This is a genomic window from Paracoccus sphaerophysae (assembly GCF_000763805.1).
Classification (GTDB): Bacteria; Pseudomonadota; Alphaproteobacteria; order Rhodobacterales; family Rhodobacteraceae; genus Paracoccus; species Paracoccus sphaerophysae.
In genome coordinates this window covers 118,027-140,038 of the sequence record NZ_JRKS01000002.1, presented here as the reverse complement: position 1 = coordinate 140,038, position 22,012 = coordinate 118,027, and the positions used below count along the sequence as shown (strand labels likewise).

The 22,012-nt window shown below is 69.4% G+C and carries 19 protein-coding genes; 11 read left to right on the top strand and 8 right to left on the bottom strand.

Annotation, left to right across the window (positions count from 1 at the left end):
* Nucleotide 1: 1 nt before the first annotated feature.
* The 6 genes from IC63_RS01770 to IC63_RS01745 all read right to left on the bottom strand — a co-directional run bounded on the left by IC63_RS01770 (nucleotide 2) and on the right by IC63_RS01745 (nucleotide 5,938).
* On the bottom strand, nucleotides 2-1,000 hold the full coding sequence (locus IC63_RS01770) for a branched-chain amino acid ABC transporter permease (RefSeq protein WP_036716334.1): 999 nt from the start codon (nucleotides 998-1,000) through the stop codon (nucleotides 2-4).
* Between the two features lies 1 nt (nucleotide 1,001).
* Nucleotides 1,002-1,889, bottom strand: coding sequence for a branched-chain amino acid ABC transporter permease (locus IC63_RS01765; protein WP_036716332.1), 888 nt, complete (start codon nucleotides 1,887-1,889; stop codon nucleotides 1,002-1,004).
* Between the two features lies 1 nt (nucleotide 1,890).
* Nucleotides 1,891-2,592 (bottom strand): ABC transporter ATP-binding protein, encoded by a 702-nt coding sequence (locus tag IC63_RS01760; protein ID WP_036716330.1) that lies wholly within the window; start codon nucleotides 2,590-2,592, stop codon nucleotides 1,891-1,893.
* Entirely contained in the window at nucleotides 2,589-3,362 is a 774-nt protein-coding gene (locus tag IC63_RS01755) for an ABC transporter ATP-binding protein (RefSeq protein WP_036716328.1), read from the bottom strand. Before IC63_RS01755 ends, IC63_RS01760 begins: the two co-directional genes overlap by 4 nt.
* Nucleotides 3,363-3,366: 4 nt before the next feature.
* A complete protein-coding gene (locus tag IC63_RS01750; RefSeq protein ID WP_036716327.1) occupies nucleotides 3,367-4,566 on the bottom strand; it encodes an ABC transporter substrate-binding protein in 1,200 nt (399 codons plus the stop codon).
* Nucleotides 4,567-4,732: 166 nt separating this feature from the next.
* Nucleotides 4,733-5,938 carry an ABC transporter substrate-binding protein gene (locus IC63_RS01745; RefSeq protein ID WP_036716325.1) on the bottom strand — a complete coding sequence of 402 codons (1,206 nt, stop codon included), beginning with the start codon at nucleotides 5,936-5,938 and terminating at the stop codon, nucleotides 4,733-4,735.
* Between the two features lie 153 nt (nucleotides 5,939-6,091).
* Between IC63_RS01745 and IC63_RS01740 the strand changes: the two genes are divergently transcribed.
* On the top strand, nucleotides 6,092-7,396 hold the full coding sequence (locus IC63_RS01740) for an ATP-binding protein (RefSeq protein WP_036716324.1): 1,305 nt from the start codon (nucleotides 6,092-6,094) through the stop codon (nucleotides 7,394-7,396).
* Between the two features lie 2 nt (nucleotides 7,397-7,398).
* Nucleotides 7,399-8,049 (top strand): response regulator transcription factor, encoded by a 651-nt coding sequence (locus IC63_RS01735; protein ID WP_052041783.1) that lies wholly within the window; start codon nucleotides 7,399-7,401, stop codon nucleotides 8,047-8,049.
* 3 nt (nucleotides 8,050-8,052) lie between these two features.
* Here IC63_RS01735 and epmA read toward each other — a convergent pair whose 3' ends face one another.
* Entirely contained in the window at nucleotides 8,053-9,102 is a 1,050-nt protein-coding gene (gene epmA / locus IC63_RS01730; protein ID WP_036716322.1) for an EF-P lysine aminoacylase EpmA, read from the bottom strand.
* Nucleotides 9,103-9,176: 74 nt separating this feature from the next.
* On the opposite strand from epmA, the gene efp reads away from it, so the two are divergent.
* The gene (efp, locus tag IC63_RS01725; RefSeq protein ID WP_036716320.1) at nucleotides 9,177-9,743 is read left to right on the top strand and encodes an elongation factor P; all 567 of its coding nucleotides are present in this window, start codon (nucleotides 9,177-9,179) and stop codon (nucleotides 9,741-9,743) included.
* A gap of 122 nt (nucleotides 9,744-9,865) precedes the next feature.
* On the opposite strand, the gene selD is transcribed toward efp, so the two are convergent.
* A complete protein-coding gene (selD, locus tag IC63_RS01720) occupies nucleotides 9,866-10,912 on the bottom strand; it encodes a selenide, water dikinase SelD (RefSeq protein WP_036716319.1) in 1,047 nt (348 codons plus the stop codon).
* Nucleotides 10,913-11,071: 159 nt separating this feature from the next.
* On the opposite strand from selD, the gene IC63_RS16790 reads away from it, so the two are divergent.
* From IC63_RS16790 to selB, 8 genes are all read left to right on the top strand, one after another.
* A complete protein-coding gene (locus tag IC63_RS16790; RefSeq protein ID WP_156965313.1) occupies nucleotides 11,072-11,848 on the top strand; it encodes a hypothetical protein in 777 nt (258 codons plus the stop codon).
* Nucleotides 11,845-12,861, top strand: a complete 1,017-nt coding sequence (locus IC63_RS01710) for a GlxA family transcriptional regulator (RefSeq protein ID WP_052041781.1) — start codon at nucleotides 11,845-11,847, stop codon at nucleotides 12,859-12,861. The genes IC63_RS16790 and IC63_RS01710 overlap by 4 nt, the downstream gene beginning before the upstream one ends.
* Nucleotides 12,862-12,982: 121 nt before the next feature.
* Nucleotides 12,983-16,060, top strand: a complete 3,078-nt coding sequence (gene fdnG, locus IC63_RS01700) for a formate dehydrogenase-N subunit alpha (RefSeq protein ID WP_084115357.1) — start codon at nucleotides 12,983-12,985, stop codon at nucleotides 16,058-16,060.
* Between the two features lie 92 nt (nucleotides 16,061-16,152).
* Entirely contained in the window at nucleotides 16,153-17,091 is a 939-nt protein-coding gene (fdxH, locus tag IC63_RS01695; protein ID WP_052041795.1) for a formate dehydrogenase subunit beta, read from the top strand.
* On the top strand, nucleotides 17,091-17,777 hold the full coding sequence (locus IC63_RS01690; RefSeq protein ID WP_036716316.1) for a formate dehydrogenase subunit gamma: 687 nt from the start codon (nucleotides 17,091-17,093) through the stop codon (nucleotides 17,775-17,777). Before fdxH ends, IC63_RS01690 begins: the two co-directional genes overlap by 1 nt.
* 36 nt (nucleotides 17,778-17,813) lie before the next feature.
* Nucleotides 17,814-18,737: a formate dehydrogenase accessory protein FdhE gene (gene fdhE, locus IC63_RS01685; RefSeq protein WP_036716315.1), complete on the top strand. Its 924-nt coding sequence runs from the start codon at nucleotides 17,814-17,816 to the stop codon at nucleotides 18,735-18,737.
* 3 nt (nucleotides 18,738-18,740) lie between these two features.
* Nucleotides 18,741-20,102 carry an L-seryl-tRNA(Sec) selenium transferase gene (gene selA, locus IC63_RS01680; RefSeq protein WP_036716314.1) on the top strand — a complete coding sequence of 454 codons (1,362 nt, stop codon included), beginning with the start codon at nucleotides 18,741-18,743 and terminating at the stop codon, nucleotides 20,100-20,102.
* A complete protein-coding gene (gene selB, locus IC63_RS01675) occupies nucleotides 20,099-22,012 on the top strand; it encodes a selenocysteine-specific translation elongation factor (protein WP_036716312.1) in 1,914 nt (637 codons plus the stop codon). Before selA ends, selB begins: the two co-directional genes overlap by 4 nt.

The window sequence follows — 22,012 nt, the reverse complement described above, 5'->3', positions numbered from 1 at the left end:
CTCAGCCCGGCGGCCGCAGCCCCATCGCACGGCCGATGCGGGAATGGGCCAGCTCTCCGATCAGGCCGCGGCGGAACAGCAGCACGCAGACCATGAACACCAGCCCGGTGATGATCGTCACCGGAAAGTCCGACGTCGCCAGCCGCTGCTGCAGCGCGATCACGATGCTGGACCCCAGGATCGGCCCCAGCATGGTGCCGATGCCGCCGATGAGCGTCATCAGGATCACCTCGCCCGACATCTGCCACGCCACGTCGGTCAGCGTGGCGAATTGCAGCACCAGCGCCTTGAGCCCGCCGGCCAGCCCCGCCAGCGCCGCCGACATCACGAAGGCCCCCAGCTTGAAGGCCGGGACGGCATAGCCCAGCGACACCGCCCGCTGCTCGTTCTCGCGGATTGCCTTGAGGATCATGCCGAAGGGCGAATTGACGAAGCGCCAGATGATCAGCAGCCCCAGCAGGAACACCGCCAGCACGAAGAAATACATGTTCAGCGTCTGGTTCAGGTCGATCAGCCCGAACAGGCGGCCGCGCGGGACCGACTGGATGCCGTCCTCGCCGTGGGTGAAGGGCATCTGCAGGCACGCGAAAAAGAACATCTGCGACAGCGCCAGCGTGATCATGGCGAAATAGATGCCCTGCCGGCGGATGGCGATGGCGCCCATGACGACGCCCAGCCCGGCCGCGCCGATCACCCCCAGCAGCAGCGCGAACTCGGGCGGCCAGCCCCAGACCTTGGCGGCATGGGCGGTGAAATAGGCCGCCCCGCCAAAGAACGCCGCGTGGCCGAAGGACAGCAGGCCCGTATAGCCCAGCAGCAGGTTGAAGGCCGCCGCGAACAGGCCAAAGCACAGCAGCGTCATCAGGAAGACCGGATAGACGTAGAACGGCGCCGCGATCAGCGCCGCCAGCGCCAGGACCAGCAGCAGCGTCCGGGTGCCGCGGCCCATCTCGCGGACCGGCGTCGCCTCGGCGGGCGCGGTGTCGGAACCTCTGGCCATGTCAGCCCTCCTTTCCGAACAGGCCCGCGGGCCGCAGAATCAGCACGATCGCCATGATGACGAAGATCACGATGTTGGACGCCTCGGGATAGAACACCTTGGTCAGCCCCTCGGCCACGCCCAGCAGATAGCCGGTGACGATGGCGCCCAGGATCGACCCCATGCCGCCGACCACGACGACGGCAAAGACCACGATGATGATGTTGGACCCCATCAGCGGCGACACCTGGTAGATCGGCGCGGCCAGCACCCCGGCCAGCGCCGCCAGCCCCGCGCCCAGCGCATAGGTCAGGGTCAGCAGCATCGGCACGTTGATCCCGAAGCTCTGCACCAGCGAGGGGTTTTCCGTCGCTGCCCGCAGGGTCGCGCCCAGCCGCGTCTTCTCGATCAGCGCCCAGACCGCCAGGCAGACCACCAGCGAGGCGACGATCACCCAGGCCCGATAGATCGGCAGCACCATGAAGGGCAGCTTGATCGCCCCGGTCAACGCGGCGGGCGCCGAATAGGGCTGGCCCGAGGCGCCGTAATACCAGCGCATCGTGCCCTCCAGCGTCAGCGCCAGGCCGAAGGTGAACAGCAGCCCGTAAAGCGGGTCGAGGTTGTAGAGCCGCGACAGCATCGTCCGCTCGATCAGCGCCCCGAAGGCGCCGACCACCAGCGGCGCCACCACCAGCGCCGCCCAGTAGGGGATGCCGAGGTGCTTGAGCCCCAGGAACGCCACGAAGGCGCCCAGCATGTATTGCGCGCCGTGGGCGAAGTTGATGACCCGCAGCAGGCCGAAGATCACCGCCAGCCCCAGCGACAGCAGCGCATAGAACGACCCGTTGATCAGCCCGACCAGCAGCTGTCCCAAGAACGCCTGGATCGGGATTCCGAAGATCATCGTCATCTCAGACTCCCAGCGTTTCGTGCAGCATGTCCATGCGGGCATCCAGTTCGCCCACCGGGAATTCGTGCGTCATCACCCCGTGGTCCATGACATAGAACCGGTCCGCCACGCGCGAGGCGAATCGGAAGTTCTGTTCGACCAGCACCACGGTCATGCCGCGCTTCTTAAGTTCCCGCAGGACGTTGCCGATCGCCTCGATGATGACCGGGGCCAGGCCCTCTGTCGGCTCGTCCAGCAGCAGGCAACGGGCCCCGGTCCGCAGGATGCGGGCCATCGCCAGCATTTGCTGTTCGCCGCCCGACAGCTTGGTACCGGGCGAGTTGCGGCGTTCCTTGAGGTTGGGGAACAGCGCGTGGATCTCGTCCAGGGTCATGCCGCCGGGGGCGACGACCGGGGGCAGCATCAGGTTCTCGTCCACCGACAGGGTGGCGAAGATGCCACGCTCTTCGGGGACGAAGCCCAGCCCGGCGCGGGCGACGTGATGCAGCGGCATGGTCATCAGGTCGCGGCCGGCAAAGCCGATCGCGCCGCTGCGCTTGCGCACCAGGCCCATGATCGACCGCAGCGTGGTGGTCTTGCCCATGCCGTTGCGGCCGAGGATGCAGACCGTCTCGCCCTCGTCCACCTGCAGGTTCACCCCGTGCAGCACGTGGCTTTCGCCGTACCAGGCGTTGAGGTCGCGGACGTCGAGCAGCGCGGTCATGCCTCGGACCCCATGTAGGCGGTGCGGACGCGCGGGTCGTTCGACACGGTGGCGTAATCGCCCTCGGCCAGGATTTCCCCGCGTTGCAGCACGGTGACGTGGTCGCAGATGTCCTCGACCACCGACAGGTTGTGTTCGACCATCAGCACGGCGCGGTGCTTGGCGACCTCGCGGATGATGTCGGCGACGGTGTGGACGTCCTCGTGCCCCATGCCGGCCATCGGCTCGTCCAGCAGCAGCACCTCGGGGTCCAGCGCAAGGGTGGTGGCGATTTCCAGCACCCGCTTGCGGCCATAGGACAGGTCGGCGGCGCGGGTGTCGCGCCAGGGGGTCAGGCCCAGCTCGTCCAGCAGCACCTCGGCGCGGCCGTTCAGCACGTCCAGCGCCTTGAGCGAGCGCCAGAACTGCGTGTGCAGCTCGGCCGGGCGCTGCAGCGCGACGCGGACGTTTTCCAGCACCGTCAGATGCGGGAACACGGCCGAGATCTGGAACGAGCGGACCAGCCCCATCCGCGCCACGGCGTCGGGCGCCATCCGGGTGATGTCCGTGCCCATCAGCGTGATGGTGCCGCGGGTCGGCTGCAGGAACTTGGTCAGCAGGTTGAAGACGGTGGTCTTGCCGGCCCCGTTGGGGCCGATCAGCGCGTGAATCCGGGCGTGGCGGACATCGAGGTTCACGTTGTTGACCGCCGTGAACCCGGAAAAATCCTTGCCCAGACCGCGGGCGGACAGCACCACCCGCGGTTCGGCCGTCTGGGAAAGCGCGTCCATCAGCTCACTTGACCAGCGCGCAGCCGGAATCCTCGGCCTTCATGTAGGCTTCCTCGCCGGGGATCGTGGCGATCAGGTTGTAATAGTCCCACTCGCCCTTGCTTTCCTCGGGCTTCTTGACCTGGAACAGGTACACGTCCGACACCATCCGGCCGTTGGCCAGCACCTTGCCGTTCTCGGCGAAGGCGTCCTGCACCGGCATCTCGTGCAGCTTGGCAGCCACCGCCTCGGTCTCGTCGGTGCCCGCGGCCTCGATCGCCTTGAGATACTGGCGCGCCGCCGAATAGGTCGCCGCCTGCACCATCGAGGGCATCGCGCCGGTGCGTTCCTTGTATTTCTGGGCGAACGCGCGGCTGGCGTCGTTGCGGTCCCAGTAATAGCTCTCGGTCAGATACAGCCCCTGCGCGGCCTGCAGCCCCAGCCCGTGCACGTCGGTGATCATCAGCAGCAGGCCGGCGAGGTTCTGCCCGCCGGCGGTGATCCCGAACTCGGCCGCCTGCTTGATCTGGTTCTGGGTGTCCATGCCGGCGCTGGCGAGGCCCACGACCTTGGCCCCCGACGCCTGCGCCTGTAGCAGGAAGGCCGAATAGTCGGTCGCCCCGATCGGAAAGCGGACATTGCCCAGCACCTTGCCGCCGGCCCCTTCGACGGTCTTGGTGGTGTTTTCCTCAAGCGAATAGCCGAAGGCATAGTCGGCGGTCAGGAAATACCAGCTGTCGCCGCCGGCCTTGACCAGCGCGCCGCCGGTGCTGACGGCCAGGGCGTGGGTGTCATAGGCCCAGTGGAACCCATAGGGCGAACAGGCCTTGCCGGTCAGTTCGGTGGTGCCGCCGCCGGTCACCATGGTGATCTTCTTCTTTTCGTCGCTGATCGCGCGCACCGCCAGCGCCACCGACGAGGTGGTCAGATCGAAGATCGTGTCCACCTGTTCGGTGTCGTACCACTGCCGGGCGATGTTCGACCCGATATCGGCCTTGTTCTGGTGGTCGGCGCCGACGACCTCGATCGGTGCGTCGCCGATCTTGCCGCCGAATTCCTCGGCCGCCATCTTCGCCGCTTCCAGCGAGCCGGTGCCGCCCAGCGCCGAATAAACGCCGGACTGGTCGTTCAGCACCCCGATCTTGATCTTGCCGTCGGTCATTTCGGCGGCGGCCGGCGTGACCAGCAGAGCCGCGGCGGCCGCGGTCAGGTAAAGGCTCTTCATGGTCTTCCTCCCCAGAAGATGACGTTCCCGGGCCCGGGCCCGGTTCGGCGAATGAACGGGCCGCGCGGCCAGTCGCGGCAAGCGGCCCTGCGCGATGTGGCTGGCGCACGGGTCGCCCTGGACGAACGCCCGGCCGCGGACGCGAAGCCGCGGCCAGGCTGCGGCATCACTTGACCAGCGGGCAGCCCGACTTGTCGGCGGCCAGATAGGCCTGGTCGCCGGGGATCGTCGCCTTGACGGTGTAATAATCCCACTCGCCCTTGCTGTCGGCGGGCGCCTTGACCTCCATCAGATAGACGTCCGACACCATCCGCCCGTTCGCCAGGACCTTGCCGTTCTCGGCGAACATGTCCTTGACCGGGGTTTCCTTCATCTTGGCGGCGACGGCTTCGGTTTCATCCGTCCCGGCGGCCTTGATCGCGTTCAGATAGTGCAGCACGCCCGAATAGGTCGCCGCCTGGATCATGTTCGGCATCTTGCCGGTGCGTTCCCTGTAGCGGTTCGACCATTCCCGGCTGGCGTCGTTGCGGTCCCAGTAGAAGCTTTCGGTCAGCGTCAGCCCCTGCGCGGTTTCCAGCCCCAGCCCGTGCACCTCGGCCAGGGTGAACAGCAGCGCGGCCAGCTTCTGCCCGCCTGCAGTGATGCCGAATTCGGCCGCCTGCTTGATCGCGTTCTGGGTGTCCAGCCCGGCATTCGCCAGCCCCACCACCTTGGCGCCCGAGGACTGCGCCTGCAGCAGGAAGGACGAGAAGTCCGTCGTCGCCAGCGGATGCTTGACCGCGCCGACGACCGTGCCGCCCTTTTCCTTGACGATGCCGGCGGTGTTGTCCTCCAGCGAATAGCCGAAGGCGTAATCCGCGGTCAGGAAGAACCAGCTGTCGCCCCCGGCCTCGACCAGCGCGCCGCCGGTGCCCACAGCCAGTGCATGGGTGTCATAGGCCCAGTGGAAGCCATAGGGCGAACAGGCCTTGCCGGTCAGGTCGGTCGTGGCGGCGCCGGTCACCAGGTCGATCTTCTTCTTTTCCTGGCTCAGCGCCTGCACGGCCAGCGCCACCGACGAGGTGGTCAGCTCCATGATCGAATCGACCTGTTCGGTGTCGTACCACTGCCGGGCGATGTTGCTGGCGATGTCGGCCTTGTTCTGGTGGTCGGCCGAGACGACCTCGATCGGCGCGTCCAGCACCTTGCCGCCGAAGTCCTCGACCGCCATCTTGGCCGCCTCGACCGAGCCGAGACCGCCGAAATCGGCATAGACGCCGGACTGGTCGTTCAGGATGCCGATCTTGACCTTGCCGTCCGAGACGCTCTGGGACAGCGCAGGCGTGGCGATGATCGCGGCGGCGGCTGCCGCTGCGGCGCAGTATCGTGTCATTCGTCGTCCTCCCTGGGCCGGGCTTGAGGGCCTTTGCGCCCCGCCCTGCCTGTTCTCCGCCTTCAGGTTGCTGAATGCCGACGCCGGTTGCAACCCGTCTTGAAGCGCATGCCGGCGATTGCCCGGCGCCCCCGCCCGTGGCAGGTCGTGACCATGACACTGACCGCCAGGATCGTCGCCCTGATGCTGGCCGCCCAGCTTGCGCTGGCCGGAGCCGCGGCGGCGGTGCTGGTCGCCAATGCCCAGCGCGCCGTCGCCGCCGAAGTCGCGGCCTCGGTCCATGCGGCGCGCAACCTGGTCGTGGCGACGCTGGCCACGCTGGCCGGGACCGTGCCGGGCGAAGGGCTGACCGCGGCCCTGGCCGAACGGCTGGTAGAGCCCCGCCACGCCCGGATCGCCGTCTATGACAGCGCCAGCGGCCGCACGCTCGCGCCGGGCACCGCCGCGCCGCGCCCAGACCCGGCGCCGGCGTGGTTCGCGCGGCTGGTCGCGCCGCAGGGCCAGGCCACCGAACTGCCGGTGGTCGAGAACCGGCGCGTCCGCGGCGTGGTGGTGATCGCCGGCGATCCCGCCGCCGGGACGGCCGAGGCCTGGCACGACGCGCGGGCGCTGGCGGCGCTGATCGGCCTGGGGGCGGCGGCCCAGCTGGTCCTGACCGCGGCGATCCTGCGCGGCGGGCTGCGGCCGCTGGCGCGGCTGTCGGACGTGGTGCGGCGGCTCAGCCGGGGCGAGCTGGCGACCCGCGCCGGGCCGGTCTCAACCCCCGACCTGGCCCCGCTGGCGGCCGATCTGGACCGGCTGGGGGCGGCGCTGGCCGCGGCCCATGCCGACCGAGCGCGACTTTCGCGGCAGGTGGTCGGGCGCGGCGATCAGGAACGTCAGGCCATCGCCCGCGACCTGCATGACGAATACGGCCCTTGCCTGTTCGCGCTGCGGGTCGAGGCGCAGGCGATCCGCGACCGCAGCCCCGACCCCGCGGCGTGCGACCACGCCGGCAACATCCTGGCCATCGCTGACGAGATCCGGCGCGTGAACACCGCCCTGCTGTCCGGGCTGCGCCCGATGGCGGTCGGGCAGCTGCCACTCGCCACGGTGCTATCGGACATGATCGACGACCTGTCCCGCCGCCATCCCGCGATCCGCTGGACCCTGACCCTGCCGCCCGACCTGCCCGAACCCGACGAAGCCACCGCCCTGACCCTCTACCGTATCCTGCAGGAGGGCACGACCAACGCCCTGCGCCATTCCGGCGCCACGGCGGTGACCGCCTCGGTGTCCCACGATGCCGGCGGCTGGTCGGTCACGCTGTCCGATGACGGCCGCGGCCTCGGCGGCGCGCCCGAGGGCAACGGCCTGTCAGGCATGCGCGAGCGCGTCGCCCTGCTGGGCGGCAGTTTCGGGATGCGGGACAGCGCGCGGGGTGTCACAATCCACGCGACGCTGCCGCCAGAGAGCTGACAATGACCGAACCCCGCACCGCCCCCCCTATGGCCACCCGTACGGCGCTCGTCGTCGACGATCATCCGATCACCCATCTGGGCTGCGGCCGGCTGCTGGCGGATCTGGGCTATGGGCGGGTGGTCAAGGCGATGTCGGGGGCCGAGGCGCTGGCGGTGCTGGAGGCCGAGACTCCCGCCGTGGTGGTGCTGGACATCGCCCTGCCCGACACGCCCGGCCTGTCGCTGATCGCCCCGATCCGCGACCGCGCGCCAGAGGCCGCGATCCTGGTGTTTTCGATGAACGACCAGCCCGGCTTCGCCGCCAAGGCGCTGGCCGAGGGCGCGCAGGGCTTCCTGTCCAAGAACGCCGCCCCCGACGAGTTCTCGGCCGCCATCCGGGCGCTCGAGGCGGGCGAGTTCTACCTGTCCCCCGGACACGCCTTGGCGCTGGCGGTGCGGCAGGTGGGGGCCGCGGGCGACGCCACCGCGCTGACCACGCGCGAGGAGCAGGTGCTGTCGCTGATCGGCCAGGGCCGCACCCTGCAGGAGATCGCCGACGAGATCGGGGTCAGCTACAAGACCGTCGCCAACACCTCCTCGACGCTCAAGCGCAAGCTGGGGGTGACGGGCATGACCGGCCTGATCCGGCAGGCGATGGACCGCGACGTCTAGCTTTCAGGGCACCGGAGTCCACTGCACGTCGTCGATGCGCGGCGCGCCGGTGGCCAGCATCACCAGCCGGTCAAAGCCCAGCGCGATGCCGCTGGCCGGGGGCATCTGCGCCAGCGCGGCCAGGAAATCCTCGTCCAGCGGATAGGTTTCCCCGTAGACCCGCTGCTTTTCGTCCATCTCGGCCGTGAAGCGGCGGCGCTGTTCGGCGGGGTCGGTCAGCTCGCCGAAGCCGTTGGCGAGCTCCACCCCGCAGGCATACAGCTCGAACCGCTCCGCCACGCGCGGATCGTCGGCGGTCCGGCGGGCCAGCGCTGCCTCGGGCGCGGGATAGCGGTCGAGGATCGTGGCGCGGCCGTGACCCAGATGCGGCTCGACCCGCGCCGTCAGGATGCGGCTGAGGATGTCCGACCAGGTGTCGTCCGGGGCGACCCGCAGCCCGGCCTGCTGCGCCTGTCGCGCCAACCCGTCGCGGTCGGTCCCGCCATCCGGGTGGATGGTTCCCAGCAGGTCGATGCCCGCATGGCGCGCGAAGGCGTCGGCGACCGACAGCCGCTCGGGCGCGGCGAAGGGGTCGCATTCCACATCGCGGAACCGCAGCACCGTCGCACCGGCCGCCCTGACAGAAACTGTCAGCAGGGCCGCGCAGTCGTCCATCAGCGTCTGATAGGGTTCGCCCGCTCGATACCATTCCAGCATGGTGAATTCGGGCGCGTGCAGCGGGCCGCGTTCGCGGTTGCGCCAGACATGGGAAAAGGCGGCGATCCCGGTCTCGCCCGCCGCCAGCAGCTTCTTCAGCGCGAACTCGGGCGAGGTGTGCAGGTACATCCGCCGCGGCACGCCATCATTGCCGATCGCGTCGGTGGCAAAGCCGTGCAGATGCGCCTCGTTGCCAGGGCTGATCGCCAGCGCCGCGGGGTCGACCTCGGTGAAGCCCTGATCGTCCAGCCAGCCGCGGACCGCCCGCTGGATGCGGTTGCGGCCCAGCAGGATCGGGCGGCGGTCGGCGTGGCGGGCCGCGTCCCACCAGGGGGTGTCCCGCGTCGTGTCGGTCATGGCTGGCGAAAACCCTGCGATTGCGCTAGAGACCGCGCCGATAACGCATCCTCAGATCGCAAGAAAGACTGACCGTGAAAGTCATCGCCTCCTCGCTTCGCAAGGGCAACGTCGTCGAACTGGACGGCAAGCTGTATGTCGTGCTGACCGCCCAGAACTTCCACCCCGGCAAGGGCACCCCCGTGACCCAGGTCGACATGCGCCGCATCGCCGACGGGGTGAAGGTGTCGGAACGCTGGCGCACCACCGAACAGGTCGAACGCGCCCATGTCGACGAGCGCGGCTATGACTTCCTCTACGAGGACGGCGAGGGTTTCCACTTCATGGAGCCCGAGACTTACGAGCAGGTCGTCGCCCCGGCCGAGATGGTGGGCGACCAGAAGGCCTATCTGCAGGAAGGGATGCGGGTGTTCCTGCAGGTCTATGACGGTGCGCCGATCGCGATGGAGCTGCCGCAGAAGATGACCGTCGAGGTCACCGAGACCGAGCCGGTGGTGAAGGGGCAGACGGCCTCGTCCTCCTACAAGCCGGCGACCTGCGACAACGGGCTGCGGGTGATGGTGCCGCCGCATATCGGCGTCGGCACGCGGATCGTGATCAACACCGAGGACAACTCCTACGTCGAGCGGGCGAAGGACTGAGGGGGCTTTGCCCCCATCGCCCTATGGGGCCAGCTGCCGCTGGCCTTCCTCGCTGAAAACAGTCCGCCGGACTGTTTTCCGGGCGCTCGGAAGCCTCCAGGATACTTTCGCAAAGAAGAACTTCAGGCGACGGTGATTCCGTCGCCTTCTTCGATCTGGCCGACGATGGCGGCGAGCGGATAGCCGGCCGCGCGGATGCGGGCCAGCGTCGCCTCGGCGGCCTCGGGCGCGACCGCGACCAGCAGCCCGCCCGAGGTCTGCGGGTCGGTCAGCAGGTGGCGCTGCCAGTCGGCCAGGCCCTCGGGCAGCGTCACCTCGGCGCCGTAGGCGGCCCAGTTGCGGTGCGAGGCCCCGGTGACGAAACCGGCCTCGGCCAACTCCTCGGCGCGGGTCAGCAGCGGCAGCGTGGCGCGGTCGATCACCACCCGGGCGCCGGACCCGCGGGCGACCTCGAGCCCGTGGCCGAGGATGCCGAAGCCGGTCACGTCGGTGATCGCGTGGACGGCCGGATCGTCGGCGAGATCCGCGCCGATCCGGTTCAGCAGCGTGGTCGATCCGATCATCTCGGCGATCCCCGCCTCGTCCAGCGCCGATTTCTTGATCGCCGCCGAATAGATGCCGACGCCCAGCCCCTTGGTCAGGATCAGCACGTCGCCGGGCCGCGCATCGGCGTTGCGGCGCAGCTTGTCGGGATGGACCACGCCGATCACGGCCAGCCCATAGATCGGCTCGAGGCTGTCGATAGAATGGCCGCCGGCGACCGGAATCCCCGCTTCGGCGCAGATCGAACGGCCGCCGTCGAGGATCTCGCGGATCATCTCGGGCGGCAGCTTGTCGATCGGCATTCCCAGGATCGCCAGCGCCATGATCGGCCGCCCGCCCATCGCATAGACGTCCGAAATCGCGTTGGTCGCGGCGATCCGGCCGAAGGCGTGCGGGTCGTCCACCATCGGCATGAAGAAATCCGTCGTGGCGATCACCGCCAGATCGTCCGACACCCGATAGACCGCCGCGTCGTCGGCGGTCTCGGTCCCCACCAGCAGGTCGGGAAACGCCTGTGCCACGGGCTGGCCGGCGAGCAGCTCGCGCAGGACGGACGGGGCCAGCTTGCAGCCGCAGCCGCCGCCGTGGGACAGTTGCGACAGGCGGATCGGGGAGTCGGTGGTCATCTCGGGGCATCCTCTCGCGTCGGGCCGGACAGGGGTAGCATCGCCAAGCCGGGGGTGAAAGCCTTGAGGCGCCGCGCGCCCCGGTGACAGGGGCGGGCGCCGCTGGTAGCCTGTGGCGCGGAACCGGATCGGGGGGTGCATGGGCGGGGAACGGCAATCTTGACGGGGGGTCGCTTTGCCGCGCTGGCCCATCGCCACCGCTTTCGCTTTCGGCGGCAGCGCCGGCAGATGGACCTGCTGCCGGAGCCCGACGCCGCGCTGGCGCCGCTGAAGCACATGGTGGTGGAAACCATCGACGGCCCGACCGACGAGGCCCGCAAGGACCTGTCCGTGCAGATGGTCCAGCTGTCGCAGATCTTCGCCGGCCGCAGCGAACTGGAACTGCTGCACGCCGCCTGCATCTCGTATCTGCGGCGCGCGACCCCGCAGACCGCCAAGGCGCGGGCGCTGTTTCACCGGATCTGGGCCGAGGAAGCCGATTTCCTGCTGGAGCGGCTGCCGGCGCGCTGGCTCGTGTCCACGCTGCAGACCTTCTATGACCACCCGGCGACCCCCGGCGAACGCACCGCGGGCGGGGTGGGGTTCATGTATGGCAACCTCATCAAGGTCTATGAAACCGAACGCGCCGCCTCGCGGCCGCGGCCGCCGGACTCGCCCTATCCCTATTCGCCGCAGCTGCGGGCGGTGGAGGGGATGGGCGGCTTCAAGCCCGGCGACGACGTGCTGGCGAACATCAACGTGCTGGCCTATGACGCCGCGCTGGACGGCGGCCCCGCCGGCCGGGTGCTGCTGCGGCTGATGGAGATCGTGCGCGACGGCGACACCATCTTCCGGCGCACCGACGAGCTGCGCCACCTGCCGGCGTTCCGCGACCGCCGCCTGTACACCCTGTCCTTCGACGGCACCGACCCGCTGGCGGAGCCGCAACAGGGATGAGCGGGCCGCGGCTGAACATCGCCTTCGTGCTTGCCCGTCGCTTTACCCTGTCGGCCTATGCCAATTTCGTCGACGTGCTGCGGCTGGCGGCCGACGAGGGCGACCGCTCGCGCCCGATCCTGTGCCGCTGGGCGGTGATCGGCAATCGCGGCGCGCCGATCGCCGCCAGTTGCGGCACCCGGATCGAGGCTGACGCCCCGCCCGAGGACCCGGCGCAATACGACTATGTGGTGGTGATCGGCGGGCTGATCGGCGCGCCGCAGCCGCTGGACCCGGCGCTGACCGCCTTCCTGCAGCGCGCAGCGGCGGCCGAGGTCCCGCTGGTCGGGGTCTGCACGGGGGTGTTCCTGCTGGCCCGCGCCGGGCTGATGGCGGGGCGGCAATGCTGCGTCAGCTGGTTCCACCACGACGATTTCCGGGCCGAGTTCCCGGCCGAGACCCCGGTCAGCGACCGCATCTTCGTCGTCGACCGCGACCGGCTGTCCTGCTCCGGCGGGGTCAGCGCCGCGCATCTGGCGGCGTTTCTGGTCGACCGCCATATCGGCCGGGCCGCGGCGCGCAAGGCGCTGGCGATCATGATGATCGACGGCCCGCAGGCGGCGGACGCGCCGCAGCCGGGGCAGCCGCTGGACCTGACCACCTCGGACCCGCTGGTCCGCCGCGCCCTGGCCGCGATGCAGCAGCGGCTGGACAGCCCGCCGACCATCGGGACGCTGGCCCAGATGCTGGGGGTCGGGCGGCGGCGGCTGGAGCGGCGCTTTGCGGCGACGCTGGCGCTGACCCCGGCCGAGGCGCTGATGCGGCTGCGGCTGGGGCACGCGCGGATGCTGCTGCAACGCAGCGACCACAGCATCGCCCGGATCGCCGACGATACCGGCTTCTGCGACGCGAGCCACCTGATCCGGGCGTTTCGGGAAAGCTATGGCGAGACCCCGGATCGCTGGCGGCGCAGCCAGCCGCGCGAGGGTGGCCCCGCCGCCGGACCACCCCCCGCGCCCGCCGCCGGCATGTGATCACAGCTGCGCGGCGCCCGTCATCGCCTGCTGTTTGTTGGCCGCAGTTCTGTTGACGTGACCCCGGCCTTGTCCCACTATGGTCGAACCTATCTTGGTGGACAGGCAAAAGGAGGATCGGATGAACATCGACCTCTCACGGCGCGGGTTCTTGAAACTCGCGGGCGCGGGGGTTGCGGCGACATCGCTGGGGGCCCTGGGCTTCGGCGAGGCCGAGGCGGCGGAACTCGCGCATGTGCGCGACTTCAAGCTGGTCGCCACGACCGAGACGCGCAACACCTGTCCCTATTGCTCGGTGGCCTGCGGCATCATCATCTATGCCAAGCCCGGCGACGATGGAAAGCGGCGCGTCACCCATATCGAGGGCGACGCCGACCACCCGGTGAACCGCGGCACGCTGTGCCCCAAGGGCGCGGCGTTGAAGGACTTCGTCAACGCCGAGAACCGGCTGACCCAGCCGATGATCCGCAAGCCCGGCGCCACCGCGTTCGAGCCGATCACCTGGGAAGACGCGCTGGACCGCATCGCCCGCGCGCTCAAGGACGACCGCGACGCGAACTTCCTGCAGACCAACGAGGCCGGCGTGCCGGTCAACCGCTGGACCACGACTGGTTTCCTCGCGGCCTCTGCCACCACCAACGAGACGGCATACCTGACCTACAAGGTCGTCCGGTCGATGGGTATTGTCGGTTTCGATAACCAGGCGCGCGTTTGACACGGCCCCACGGTGTCCAGTTTGGGCCCGACCTTTGGCCGCGGAGCGATGACGAACTCCTGGACCGACATCAAGAACACCGACCTGGTGGTCGTGATGGGCGGCAATGCCGCCGAAGCCCACCCCTGCGGGTTCAAGTGGGTCACTGAAGCCAAGCACCATCGCGGTGCGAAACTGATCGTCGTGGACCCGCGGTTCACGCGCACGGCAGCGGTGTCCGATTACTATGCCCCGATCCGTCCGGGCAGCGACATCGTGTTCCTGATGGCGCTGATCCGCTGGATGATCGAGAACGACAAGGTCCAGTGGGACTACGTCAAGGCGTTCACCAACGCCTCCTTCATCGTCAAGGACGAGTTCGGCTGGTCCGATGGCCTGTTCACCGGCTATGACGAGCAGAAGCGCGACTTTGACCGCTCGAGCTGGGATTACGTCGTCGGCGATGACGGGTTCGCTGTCACCGATCCGACGCTGCAGAACCCGCGCTGCGTGTGGAACCTGCTCAAGGCCCATGTCGACGCCTATACGCCCGAGATGGTCGAACGCGTCTGCGGCACGCCCAAGGACCGCTTCCTGAAGATCGCCGAGATGATCGGCGAGTGTTCGTCCAAGACGAAGACCATGACCTCGATGTACGCGCTGGGCTGGACGCAGCATTCCAAGGGTGCCCAGAACATCCGCGGCATGGCGATGCTGCAGCTGATCCTGGGCAATATCGGCGTGCCGGGGGGCGGGATGAACGCGCTGCGCGGGCATTCCAACATCCAGGGCCTGACCGACCTGGGGCTGATGTCGAACCTGATCCCCGGCTATCTGAACATCCCGACCGAGAAAGAGCCCGACTGGGCCACCTATCTCAAGTCGCGGGCGTTCAAGCCGCTGATGCCGGGACAGACCAGCTATTGGCAGAACTATCCCAAGTTCATGGTTTCCTTCATGAAAGCCATGTGGGGCGAGGCGGCCCAAAAGGACAACGACTGGGCCTTCCACTATCTGCCCAAGCTGGACGTGCCGGCGTACGACATGCTGCGCATGTTCGAGCTGATGGACCAGGACCGGGTCAACATCTACTTCTGCCAGGGTTTCAACCCGCTGCTGGCCGCGCCCAACCGGGGCAAGCTGACCCGCGCCTTCAGCAAGCTGAAGCTGATGGTCATCATGGACCCGCTGGAAACCGAGACCGCGCGGTTCTGGGAAAACCACGGCGAATACAACCCCGTGGACAGCGCCGCGATCCAGACCGAGGTCATCCAGCTGCCGTCGTCCTGCTTTGCCGAGGACGAGGGCGCGCTGGTCAACTCGGGCCGCTGGCTGCAGTGGCACTGGGCGGCGGCCGAGCCTCCGGGCGACGCCAAGCTGGACACCTGGATCATGGCGCAGATCTTCAACCGGGTGAAAGCGCTGTACCAGACCGAGGGCGGGGTCTTCCCCGATCCGATCCTGAACCTGGCCTGGGGCTATGCCGATCCCAACGAGCCCAAGCCCGACGAGTTGGCCCGCGAGATGAACGGGACGGCTCTGGGCGACGTGTTCGACCCCAAGGACGCGGCCAAGATGCTGACCGCGGCGGGCAAGCAGGTGAAATCCTTCGCCGAACTGCGCGACGACGGGTCCACCGCCTGCGGCTGCTGGATCTATTCCGGCTGCTTCAACGAGGACGGCAACAATATGGCCCGGCGCGACAACGCCGACCCCTCGGGGCTTGGCGTCCATCCCAAATGGGCGTGGAGCTGGCCGCTGAACCGCCGGACGCTGTACAACCGCGCCTCGGCGGACCTGAACGGCCAGCCCTGGGACCCGGAACGTCCGATCATCCAGTGGACGGGCGAGAAATGGGAAGGCAACGACGTGCCCGACATTTCCCCCACCGCCAAGCCCGGCGAGGTGATGCCGTTCATCATGAACCCGGAAGGCGTCAGCCGCCTGTTCAGCCGGGGGATGATGCGCGACGGGCCGTTCCCGACGCATATGGAGCCGTTTGAAAGCCCGGTGCAGAACGTCTTCAACGCGCGGATGCGGGGCAACCCGGTCGCCCGGGTGTTCGAATCGGACGTCGAGACCTTCGGCGACGCGTCCGAGTTCCCCTATGTCGCCACCAGCTATCGCCTGACCGAGCACTTCCACTACTGGACCAAGAACAACGTGGTGAACGCCGCCCTGCAGCCGCAGGGTTTCGTAGAGCTCAGCGTCCAGCTGGCCGAGGAAAAGGGCATCACCAACGGCGGCTGGGTCCGGGTGTGGTCCAAGCGCGGCGAAATCCGCGCCAAGGCGGTGGTGACGCGGCGGATCAAGCCGATGATCTGTGACGGCAAGCCCGTCCATGTCATCGGCATCCCGCTGCATTGGGGCTTTGTCGGCGCCGCGAAGAAGGGCTGGGGGCCGAACAGCCTGACGCCCTATGTCGGCGACGCCAACATCGAGACGCCGGAATACAAGGCGTTCCTCGTCAACATCGAACCCGCCGTCGGGGAGGCCGTGTCGTGAACATCCCCGTCACTCAAGCCACCGCCGCGACCGCCGTCGCGGCTGCCACCGACAGCCCGCGCACGGCGGTTTCCAACCCGCCGGTGCAGCCGATGGCGTCCAACCTGGGCCAGGCGGCCGTCGTCCGGTCCTCGGCCGGCGGCCCGGTGGCCGAACAGCCGACCGCCCTGACCAAGGTCGCCAAGCTGATCGACATCTCGAAATGCATCGGCTGCAAGGCCTGCCAGTCGGCGTGCATCGAATGGAACGACACCCATCCCGCCATCGGCGAAAATGTCGGCCTTTACGAGAACCCGCACGACCTGACCGACCAGATGTTCACGCTGATGCGGTTCGCCGAATACGACAACCCCGACACCGGCGATTTCGAGTGGCTGATCCGCAAGGACGGCTGCATGCATTGCGAGGATCCGGGCTGTCTCAAGGCCTGCCCTGCGCCCGGCGCCATCGTGCAGTATTCCAACGGCATCGTCGATTTCATCCACGAGAACTGCATCGGCTGCGGCTATTGCATCTCGGGCTGTCCGTTCGACATCCCGCGGATGAACCCGGTCGAGCACAAGGTCTACAAATGCACCCTGTGTTCGGACCGGGTGGCCGTGGGCCAGGGCCCGGCCTGCGCCAAGGCCTGCCCGACCCAGGCGATCACCTTCGGCAGCAAGGACGACATGACCACGCTCGCCGCCGAGCGGATCGAGGATCTCAAGGGCCGCGGCTATGCCAATGCCGGGCTGTACGATCCGCAGGGCGTCGGCGGCACGCATGTGATGTATGTGCTGCAGCATGCCGACAAGCCGTCGCTGTACAACGACCTGCCCGACGATCCCAGCATCTCGGGCGTGGTGGCCAACTGGAAGGGCGCGACCAAGCCGGTCGGGCTGGCCGCGGTCGGCCTGGCCGCTGCCGGCGCTGCCGCGATGGCGCTATTCAGCCGCGGCAACCGGGTCACGGTCGAGGATGAGCGCGAGGCCCAGCTGCTCGTCCGCGACGAGATGGACAGCGTGCCGGGCAGCACGGGAAGGGATGTCTGATGGCGGGACGGCAGTTTTCCGAATCCACCGACGAGATCCTCAGCCTGCGCCCGGTCGAGGTGCGGCGCTATGTGACCTTCACCCGGATCAACCACTGGTTCACGGCGCTGTGCTTCATCCTTCTGATGCTGTCGGGCTTTGCGCTGTTCCATCCGGCGCTGTTCGGACTGACCGCCCTGTTCGGCGGCGGGCAGACGACGCGCTGGCTGCATCCCTTCATCGGCATCGCGCTGTCGGTCAGCTTCCTGGGGATGTTCGTGCAGCTGGTGCATCTGAACATCCTGCGCCGCGAGGACCTGGTCTGGACCGCCCAGATCGGCGACGTGATCGCGGGGCACGAGGAACGCCTGCCCGAGCTGGGCAAGTACAACTTCGGCCAGAAGAGCGTCTTCTGGGGGATGTTCTGGCTGATCCTCGCGCTGCTGATTTCCGGCATCATGATGTGGTACCAGTATTTCCCCGACCTGGTGTCGGTGGAAACCCGGCGCATCGCGATTTTTGTCCATTCCGTGTCGGCGGTGCTGATCGTGCTGGTTCTGATCCTGCACATCTTCGCCGCGGTCTGGACGCAGGGCACGCTGCGGGCGATGACCCGCGGCACCGTCACCGGCGGCTGGTCCTGGCGCCACCATCGCAAGTGGCTGCGCGAGCTGGCTAGACGGCAAAGCTCGAAACCGGCAGAGTAACCCCTTGGTGGCCGGTCCGGCCCCCGAGAGGACACAATGACGGATATCCAGCCCCAGCCCGACATGATCGGCGGCGTCCCGACGCCGCCGCTTGCCGTTCTGCCCCGCCCCGAACGCCTGTTCCGGATGCGCGCCGAGCGCTTCGAGTTCCTGGCCCAGACCGCGACGCTGGCGCCCTATCTGACGTTCCTGGCCGCCTTGTGCCGGGTGCAGGCCGGGCTGGCCGCGGCGCTGCCGGCGGTGGCTCCCGTCGACTCCGCCGTGGTGGACCGCGCCCGCACCGCGGCGATGCCGCCCATCGACCGCGACGCGCTGGTGGACGATCCGCTGCTGGGGGCGACGCTGGACGCCCTGCTGGCCGAGGCGCGCGCGATCGACATGCCCGCCCCCGCCCGGCTCGCGCTGGACGCGCTGCAGGCGGCGACGACCGAGGATCGGCGCTGGCTGATCGGCAACGTGCTGGACGACTCGATCCCCGCCGACAGCGCCGCGCCGCATCTGTTCGTGGCCGCCGCCGTGCAGGTCCACCTGGCGCGGCTGGCGGCGACGCTGGACGCGGGCCGGCTGGTCCCGATCCGCACCGGGGTCTGCCCGTGCTGCGGCGGCAAGCCCGCGGCCTCGGTCGTGACCGGGGTCATGGGGGCCGAGGGGGCGCGCTATGCCGCCTGCGCCGGGTGCCAGACGCTGTGGAACGAGGTCCGGCTGACCTGCCTCGCCTGCGGAACCACCAAGGGCATCGGCTTTCGCGCCGTCGAGGATGCCGCGACCGGCAACACCGGCGCCCAGATCAAGGCCGAGACCTGCGACGGCTGCGGGTCCTGGGTCAAGCAGATGGATCAGCACAAGAACCCCACGCTGGACCCGGTGGCCGACGATGTCGCCTCGCTGGGGCTGGACGCGCTGATGAAGGGCGAAAAGTGGCGGCGGGCGGGCTTCGATCCGTTCCTGATCGGGTACTGAGCGATGCAGGCGCTGCGCGCGCTGCCGTCGGTGGACCGGCTGCTGTCCTCGGGTCCCGGCGCCGACCTGGTCGATACGCATGGCCGGCAGGCCGCGACCGAGGCGCTGCGCGCCGCGCTGGACGCCGCGCGGGCGGCGGTGCGGGGCGGCGCGCCCGCCCCCGATGCGGCGGCGATCTGCGCGGCGGCGGCCGAACGGCTGAGCGCCGACGCCGCCTCCGCGCTGCGCCCGGTCCTAAACCTGACCGGGACCATCCTGCACACCAATCTCGGCCGCGCGTTGCTGGCCGAAGCCGCCATCGCCGCAGCGACCGACGCCATGCGCCATCCGGCGGCGCTGGAATATGACCTGGCCACCGGCAGCAGGGGCGAGCGCGACGACCACATCGCGCCGCTGATCTGCGAGCTGACCGGGGCCGAGGCGGCGACGGTCGTGAACAACAATGCCGCCGCCGTGCTCATCACCCTGAACACCCTCGCCGAGGGGCGCGAGGCGATCGTGTCGCGCGGCGAGCTTGTGGAAATCGGCGGCGCCTTCCGTATCCCCGACATCATGGCCCGCGCCGGGGTCCGCCTGGTCGAGGTCGGCACCACCAACCGGACACACCCGCGCGATTACCGCGACGCGGTGACGCCCGCGACCGGGCTGATGATGAAGGTCCACCCCTCGAACTACCGGATCGAGGGCTTTACCCGCAGCGTCGCCGCCCCCGAACTCGCCGCCATCGCGGCCGCGGCGGGGGTGCCGCTGATGAACGACCTGGGGTCGGGGACGCTGATCGACATGACCCGCTGGGGGCTGCCGGCCGAACCCACGGTGCGGCAGTCGGTGGCCGAGGGCGCCGACATGGTGACGTTTTCGGGCGACAAACTGCTGGGCGGCCCGCAGGCGGGCTTCATCGTCGGCCGCGCCCATCTGATCGCGCGGATCAACCGCAACCCCCTGAAGCGCGCGCTGCGGCTGGACAAGATCCGCCTCGCCGCCATCGAGGCGACGCTGCGCCTGTATCGCGACCCCGACCGGCTGGCCGACCGCCTGCCGACGCTGCGGATGCTGACCCGGCCGCAGGCCGACATCGCCGCCCAGGCGGCGCGGCTGGCACCGGCGATGGCGCGGCTGCTGCCCGGTTACCGGGTCGCGGTGATCGACTGCGCCAGCCAGATCGGGTCGGGGGCGCTGCCGGTGGAAACCCTGCCCTCGGCGGGTCTGGCGATCTCGGGCGACAGCGGGGACGCGCCAGAGCGGCTGGCCGAGCGGCTGCGCGCGGCCCGGACGCCGGTGATCGGGCGCATCCGCGACGGCGCGCTTATCCTCGACCTGCGGGCGCTAGAGGATGACGGCGCGCTGCTGGCCGCGCTCGCATGATCGTCGGGACGGCCGGGCATATCGACCACGGCAAGACGGCGCTCGTCCGCGCCCTGACCGGCATCGACGGCGACCGCTTGGCCGAGGAGAAATCGCGCGGCATCACCATCGAGCTGGGTTTTGCCTATGCCGACCTGGGCGGCGGCGGGGTCACGGGGTTCGTGGACGTGCCGGGCCACGAACGTTTTGTCCACACGATGCTGGCCGGCGCCGGCGGCATCGACCTCGCGCTGCTGGTGGTCGCCGCCGATGACGGGGTCATGCCGCAGACGCGGGAACATCTGGCGATCCTCGACCTGCTGGGCGTCCATCGCGGCATCGTGGCGCTGACCAAGGCGGACCTGGCGGACGACGCCCGCCGGGCAGAGGTCACGGCCCAGATCGCGGCCACCCTTGCCGGGACGGGTCTGGCCGGGGCGGCGGTAATCCCGGTGTCGTCGCTGACCGGCGAGGGCATCGCGACCCTGCGCGACCTGCTGGCAGTGGCCGAGGCGGAAACGACGGCGCGGGCGACCGATGCGAGGTTCCGCCTGACCGTGGACCGCAGCTTTACGCTGAAGGGCGCGGGCACGGTGGTCACCGGCACGGTGCAGTCGGGGCGGGTGGCGGTCGGGGACGGCGTGACCGTCTCGCCCTCGGGGCTGACTGCCCGGGTGCGCGCCATCCACGCCCAGAACCTGCCTGCCGAGGTCGGTGTGGCGGGGCAGCGCTGCGCCCTGAACCTCGCCGGCGACGGCATCACCCGCGAGGCGATCCACCGCGGCGACGTCGTGCTGGACCCGGCGCTGCACGCGCCCACCGCCCGGATCGACGCCGAACTGACCGTGCTGGGCGGAGAGCCGAAGCCGATCTCGACCTGGTTCCCGGCCCGGCTGCATGTCGGCGCGGCCGAGACCGGGGCGCGGATCGTGCCGCTGGGCGGGCCGATCGCGGCGGGGGCGCGCGGCATGGTGCAGCTGGTGCTGGACCAGCCGGTCGCCGCGGCGGTGGGGGACCGCTATATCCTGCGCGACGTCTCGGCCCGGCGGACCATCGGCGGCGGGCGGTTCCTGGACCTGCGGGCCCCGGCGCGGCGGCGGCAGACGCCGGAACGGCTGGCCCTGCTGGACGCAGCCGCCCGCCCCGACCCGGCGGCGGCGCTGGCCGCGATGCTGGAGGTGCCGCCGCATGTCGTCGATCTGGACGGCTTTGCCCGCGACCGCGGTCTGTCGGCGCAGGCCGCCGGGGCGCTGGCCGAGGGCGCCGTGGTGCTGGTTGCCGGCAGCCGGCTGGCCCTGTCACAGACCGCCCATCGCGGGCTGGTGGCGGGCTTTGCCGACACGCTCGCGCGGTTCCACGAGGACAACCCCGAGATGCAGGGCATGGGCCACGAGCGTCTGCGTCTCGCTTTGTCGCCGCGGCTGCCCAAGGACGGCTTCGCCGCCTTTGCCGCCGCCCGCATCGCCGCCGGTGCGGCGGTGGCCGAGGGCGCCTTCCTGCGCCTGCCCGGCCACGTGGTGCGGATGTCCGAGGCTGACGAGGCGCTGTATGCCCGGATCCTGCCCGAGCTGACCGGCGAAGCGCGGTTCCGCCCGCCGCGGGTCCGCGACATGGCGACCGAATGGGACGTCCCCGAAACCTACATCCGCCGCGTGCTGCGCATGGCCGCGCGGCAGGGCCGGGTGGACCAGATTCGGCAGGACCATTTCTTCCTGCGCGCCACCACCGCCGAGATGGTCCGCATCATCGCCGAGGTGCAGGCGGCGGCGCCCGATGGCTGGGTCACCGCGGCGGCGTTTCGCGACCGTGTGCAGAACGGGCGCAAGGTGGCGATCGAGATCCTCGATTTCTACGACCGCCACGGGGTTACCTTGCGCCGGGGCGATTTGCGGCGCATCAATCCCCATCGCGCCGACCTGTTCGGCGGCTGA